This window comes from Psychrobacter sp. TWR1-1-1, assembly GCF_049895865.1.
GTDB lineage: Bacteria > Pseudomonadota > Gammaproteobacteria > Pseudomonadales > Moraxellaceae > Psychrobacter > Psychrobacter immobilis_A.
Window position 1 is genome coordinate 1 of record NZ_JAFCTE010000035.1, and the last position, 5,027, is coordinate 5,027.

Genomic DNA, 5,027 nt, shown 5'->3' on the forward strand with positions numbered 1-5,027 from the left:
ATACAAACCACTTGGGTGTTGTATGGTCAAGCCAAACGAGCAATTAGTACAGGTTAGCTACATGCATCGCTGCACTTCCACACCCTGCCTATCAACGTCGTAGTCTTCAACGGCTCTTTAGGGAAATCTAATCTTGAGGTGGGCTTCCCGCTTAGATGCTTTCAGCGGTTATCCCATCCGAACGTAGCTACCGGGCAATGCCACTGGCGTGACAACCCGAACACCAGAGGTTCGTCCACTCTGGTCCTCTCGTACTAGGAGCAGATCCTCTCAAATTTCCAACGCCCACGGTAGATAGGGACCGAACTGTCTCACGACGTTCTAAACCCAGCTCGCGTACCTCTTTAAATGGCGAACAGCCATACCCTTAGGACCTGCTTCAGCCCTAGGATGAGATGAGCCGACATCGAGGTGCCAAACACCGCCGTCGATATGAACTCTTGGGCGGTATCAGCCTGTTATCCCCAGAGTACCTTTTATCCGTTGAGCGATGGCCCTTCCATACAGAACCACCGGATCACTAAGACCTACTTTCGTACCTGCTCGACTTGTGGGTCTCGCAGTTAAGCGCGCTTTTGCCTTTATACTCTACGACCGATTTCCGACCGGTCTGAGCGCACCTTCGTACTCCTCCGTTACTCTTTAGGAGGAGACCGCCCCAGTCAAACTACCCACCATACATTGTCCTCGGTATTGTTATACCTGAGTTAGAACCCCAACATGACCAGGGTGGTATTTCAAGATTGGCTCCACCGAGACTAGCGTCTCGGCTTCAAAGCCTCCCACCTATCCTGCACAAGTCAGGTCAAAGTTCAATGTAAAGCTGTAGTAAAGGTTCACGGGGTCTTTCCGTCTAGCCGCGGGTACACAGCATCTTCACTGCGATTTCGATTTCACTGAGTCTCTGCTGGAGACAGCGCTGCCATCATTATGTCATTCGTGCAGGTCGGAACTTACCCGACAAGGAATTTCGCTACCTTAGGACCGTTATAGTTACGGCCGCCGTTTACTGGGGCTTCGATCAAGAGCTTCGCTTACGCTAACCCCATCAATTAACCTTCCAGCACCGGGCAGACATCACACCCTATACGTCCACTTTCGTGTTTGCAGAGTGCTGTGTTTTTAATAAACAGTTGCAGCAGCCTGGTATCTGCGACTGCCAACAGCTCAAGGAGCGTGTCCTATCACCATCAGCAGCGTACCTTCTCCCGAAGTTACGGTACCATTTTGCCTAGTTCCTTCAGCAGAGTTCTCTCAAGCGCCTTGGTATTCTCTACCTGATCACCTGTGTCGGTTTAGGGTACGATTCGTTTATAACTATTGCTTAGAAGCTTTTCCTGGAAGCATGGTATTTGCCACTTCACTGTACAAGTACAGCTTGCTATCAGATCTCAGCCATGTAACAACCCGGATTTACCTAAGTTGTAAGCCTACATCCTTTCACCTGGACAACCAACGCCAGGCTGACATAACCTTCTCCGTCCCTCCATCGCATTATAAACAAGTATCGGAATATTAACCGATTTCCCATCGACTACGCCTTTCGGCCTCGCCTTAGGGGTCGACTCACCCAGCCCCGATTAACGTTGGACTGGAACCCTTGATCTTCCGGCGTGCGAGCTTTTCACTCGCATTATCGTTACTCACGTCAGCATTCGCTCTTGTGATACCTCCAGCATGCCTTACGACACACCTTCACAGGCTTACACAACGCTCCCCTACCACTTGAAAACAAATTCAAATCCGCAGCTTCGGCTCCTAGTTTGAGCCCCGTTACATCTTCCGCGCGGGCCGACTCGACTAGTGAGCTATTACGCTTTCTTTAAAGGATGGCTGCTTCTAAGCCAACCTCCTAGCTGTCTATGCCTTCCCACCTCGTTTCCCACTTAACTAGGAATTTGGGGCCTTAGCTGGCGGTCTGGGTTGTTTCCCTCTCCACAATGGACGTTAGCACCCACTGTGTGTCTCCCGGATATCACTCATCGGTATTCGGAGTTTGCATCGGTTTGGTAAGTCGGTATGACCCCCTAGCCGAAACAGTGCTCTACCCCCAATGGTGTTCGTCCGAGGCGCTACCTAAATAGCTTTCGGGGAGAACCAGCTATCACCGAGTTTGATTAGCCTTTCACCCCTATCCACAAGTCATCCCCTGGCTTTTCAACGACAGTGGGTTCGGTCCTCCGGTGCCTGTTACGGCACTTTCAACCTGCTCATGGATAGATCACTCGGTTTCGGGTCTATACCCTGCAACTATGGCGCCCTATTAAGACTCGGTTTCCCTACGGCTCCCCTAAACGGTTAACCTTGCTACAGAATATAAGTCGCTGACCCATTATACAAAAGGTACGCGGTCACCCTAATAAATTAAGGCTCCCACTGCTTGTACGCACACGGTTTCAGGTTCTATTTCACTCCCCTCACAGGGGTTCTTTTCGCCTTTCCCTCACGGTACTGGTTCACTATCGGTCAGTCAGGAGTATTTAGCCTTGGAGGATGGTCCCCCCATCTTCAAACAGGATTTCTCGTGCCCCGCTCTACTTAATATGTTAACGCTAATGTTTCGAATACAGGACTATCACCTACTACGGTCAGCTTTCCCACGCTGTTCTTCTACATTAGCATTAATCGGCTTCTCCCCGTTCGCTCGCCGCTACTAGGGGAATCTCATTTGATGTCTATTCCTAAGGGTACTGAGATGTTTCACTTCCCCTCGTTCGCTTCTTGTACAAGTACAAGATACCTACCTTATGGTAGGTGGGTTTCCCCATTCAGAAATCTCCGGATCACAGGATATTGCCGCCTCCCCGAAGCTTATCGCAGGCTGTCACGTCTTTCATCGCCTCTGACTGCCAAGGCATCCACCATGTGCGCTTCATTACTTGACCATACAACCCCAAGTAGTCTAACTTATAAATAAGTGTTGACTTCAAAGTGTCATAAGATCTAATTATGATAACGATATCACCTATGTTTATACGCTTGATTCAGTTCTCTTTACTTTTTTTAATCACTCACCCCTGGGATAACAACTGATGTCGTTAAGAGGTGAGTGATTAAGGTTAAGAGGTGCGCGTGAACACGCTCCTCCTAACCCAGACTCATATCTATGTTTTTAAATAGTCTCTATGCTCTCGTCGAGTCACAGATTCTGTATAAAACAGAAAGAAGTAATCTTGCCAATATTATGGCGAATCACTTGTTTCTATTTATACTATTAGCACTTAAAGCTTATTCGTCTATAGTGGTGGAGCCAAACGGAGTCGAACCGTTGACCTCCTGCGTGCAAGGCAGGCGCTCTACCAACTGAGCTATGGCCCCATTATAAAATGGTGGGTCTAAGTGGACTTGAACCACTGACCCCCGCGTTATCAACACGGTGCTCTAACCAGCTGAGCTACAGACCCAATTACGCTTGTTAAAACGTAAGCTTAAACTAAAGAACAACTTGTTGTGAATTCTTGCTGACCGAATGCCATCTATAAGGAGGTGATCCAGCCGCAGGTTCCCCTACGGCTACCTTGTTACGACTTCACCCCAGTCATCAACCACACCGTGGTGAACGCTCCCCCGAAGGTTAAGCTATCCACTTCTGGTGCAATCAACTCCCATGGTGTGACGGGCGGTGTGTACAAGGCCCGGGAACGTATTCACCGCGGCATTCTGATCCGCGATTACTAGCGATTCCTACTTCATGGAGTCGAGTTGCAGACTCCAATCTGGACTACGATAGGCTTTTTGAGATTCGCATCACATCGCTGTGTAGCTGCCCTCTGTACCTACCATTGTAGCACGTGTGTAGCCCTGGTCGTAAGGGCCATGATGACTTGACGTCGTCCCCGCCTTCCTCCAGTTTGTCACTGGCAGTATCCTTAGAGTTCCCGGCTTAACCCGCTGGTAACTAAGGACAAGGGTTGCGCTCGTTGCGGGACTTAACCCAACATCTCACGACACGAGCTGACGACAGCCATGCAGCACCTGTATTCTAATTCCCGAAGGCACTCCCGCATCTCTGCAGGATTCTAGATATGTCAAGACCAGGTAAGGTTCTTCGCGTTGCATCGAATTAAACCACATGCTCCACCGCTTGTGCGGGCCCCCGTCAATTCATTTGAGTTTTAACCTTGCGGCCGTACTCCCCAGGCGGTCTACTTATTGCGTTAGCTGCGTCACTAAGTCCTCAAGGGACCCAACGACTAGTAGACATCGTTTACGGCGTGGACTACCAGGGTATCTAATCCTGTTTGCTACCCACGCTTTCGAGCCTCAGTGTCAGTATTATGCCAGAAGGCTGCCTTCGCCATCGGTATTCCTCCAGATCTCTACGCATTTCACCGCTACACCTGGAATTCTACCTTCCTCTCACATACTCTAGCTCTACAGTTTCAGATGCAGTTCCCAGGTTAAGCCCGGGGATTTCACATCTGACTTATAGAGCCACCTACGCTCCCTTTACGCCCAGTAATTCCGATTAACGCTTGCACCCTCTGTATTACCGCGGCTGCTGGCACAGAGTTAGCCGGTGCTTATTCTGCAGCTAATGTCATCGTCCATGGGTATTAACCATGGAGTCTTCTTCACTGCTTAAAGTGCTTTACAACCAAAAGGCCTTCTTCACACACGCGGCATGGCTGGATCAGGGTTTCCCCCATTGTCCAATATTCCCCACTGCTGCCTCCCGTAGGAGTCCGGGCCGTGTCTCAGTCCCGGTGTGGCTGATCATCCTCTCAGACCAGCTACAGATCGTCGCCATGGTAGGCCTTTACCCCACCATCTAGCTAATCCGACTTAGGCTCATCTAATAGCGAGAGCAGTAAACTGCCCCCTTTCTCCCGTAGGTCGTATGCGGTATTAATACGAGTTTCCCCGTGCTATCCCCCACTACTAGGTAGATTCCTAAGTATTACTCACCCGTCCGCCGCTCGTCAGCGAGAAGCAAGCTTCTCCTGTTACCGCTCGACTTGCATGTGTTAAGCCTGCCGCCAGCGTTCAATCTGAGCCATGATCAAACTCTTCAGTTTAATCTTGCT

The 5,027-nt window shown here is 49.9% G+C and carries 2 tRNA genes and 2 rRNA genes; all 4 read right to left on the bottom strand.

The annotated features are described in order from the left end of the window. Window positions 1–22 precede the first annotated feature (22 nt). A 23S ribosomal RNA gene (locus tag ACP69U_RS13575) occupies window positions 23–2,885 on the bottom strand. 357 nt (window positions 2,886–3,242) lie between these two features. After that, a tRNA-Ala gene (locus ACP69U_RS13580) sits at window positions 3,243–3,318 on the bottom strand. Between the two features lie 9 nt (window positions 3,319–3,327). Beyond that, window positions 3,328–3,404, bottom strand: a tRNA-Ile gene (locus ACP69U_RS13585). Between the two features lie 75 nt (window positions 3,405–3,479). Then, window positions 3,480–5,018: ribosomal RNA gene (locus ACP69U_RS13590) — 16S ribosomal RNA — on the bottom strand. The 16S and 23S rRNA genes sit together here with 2 tRNA genes alongside, the layout of an rRNA operon. Between the last annotated feature and the right edge of the window lie 9 nt (window positions 5,019–5,027).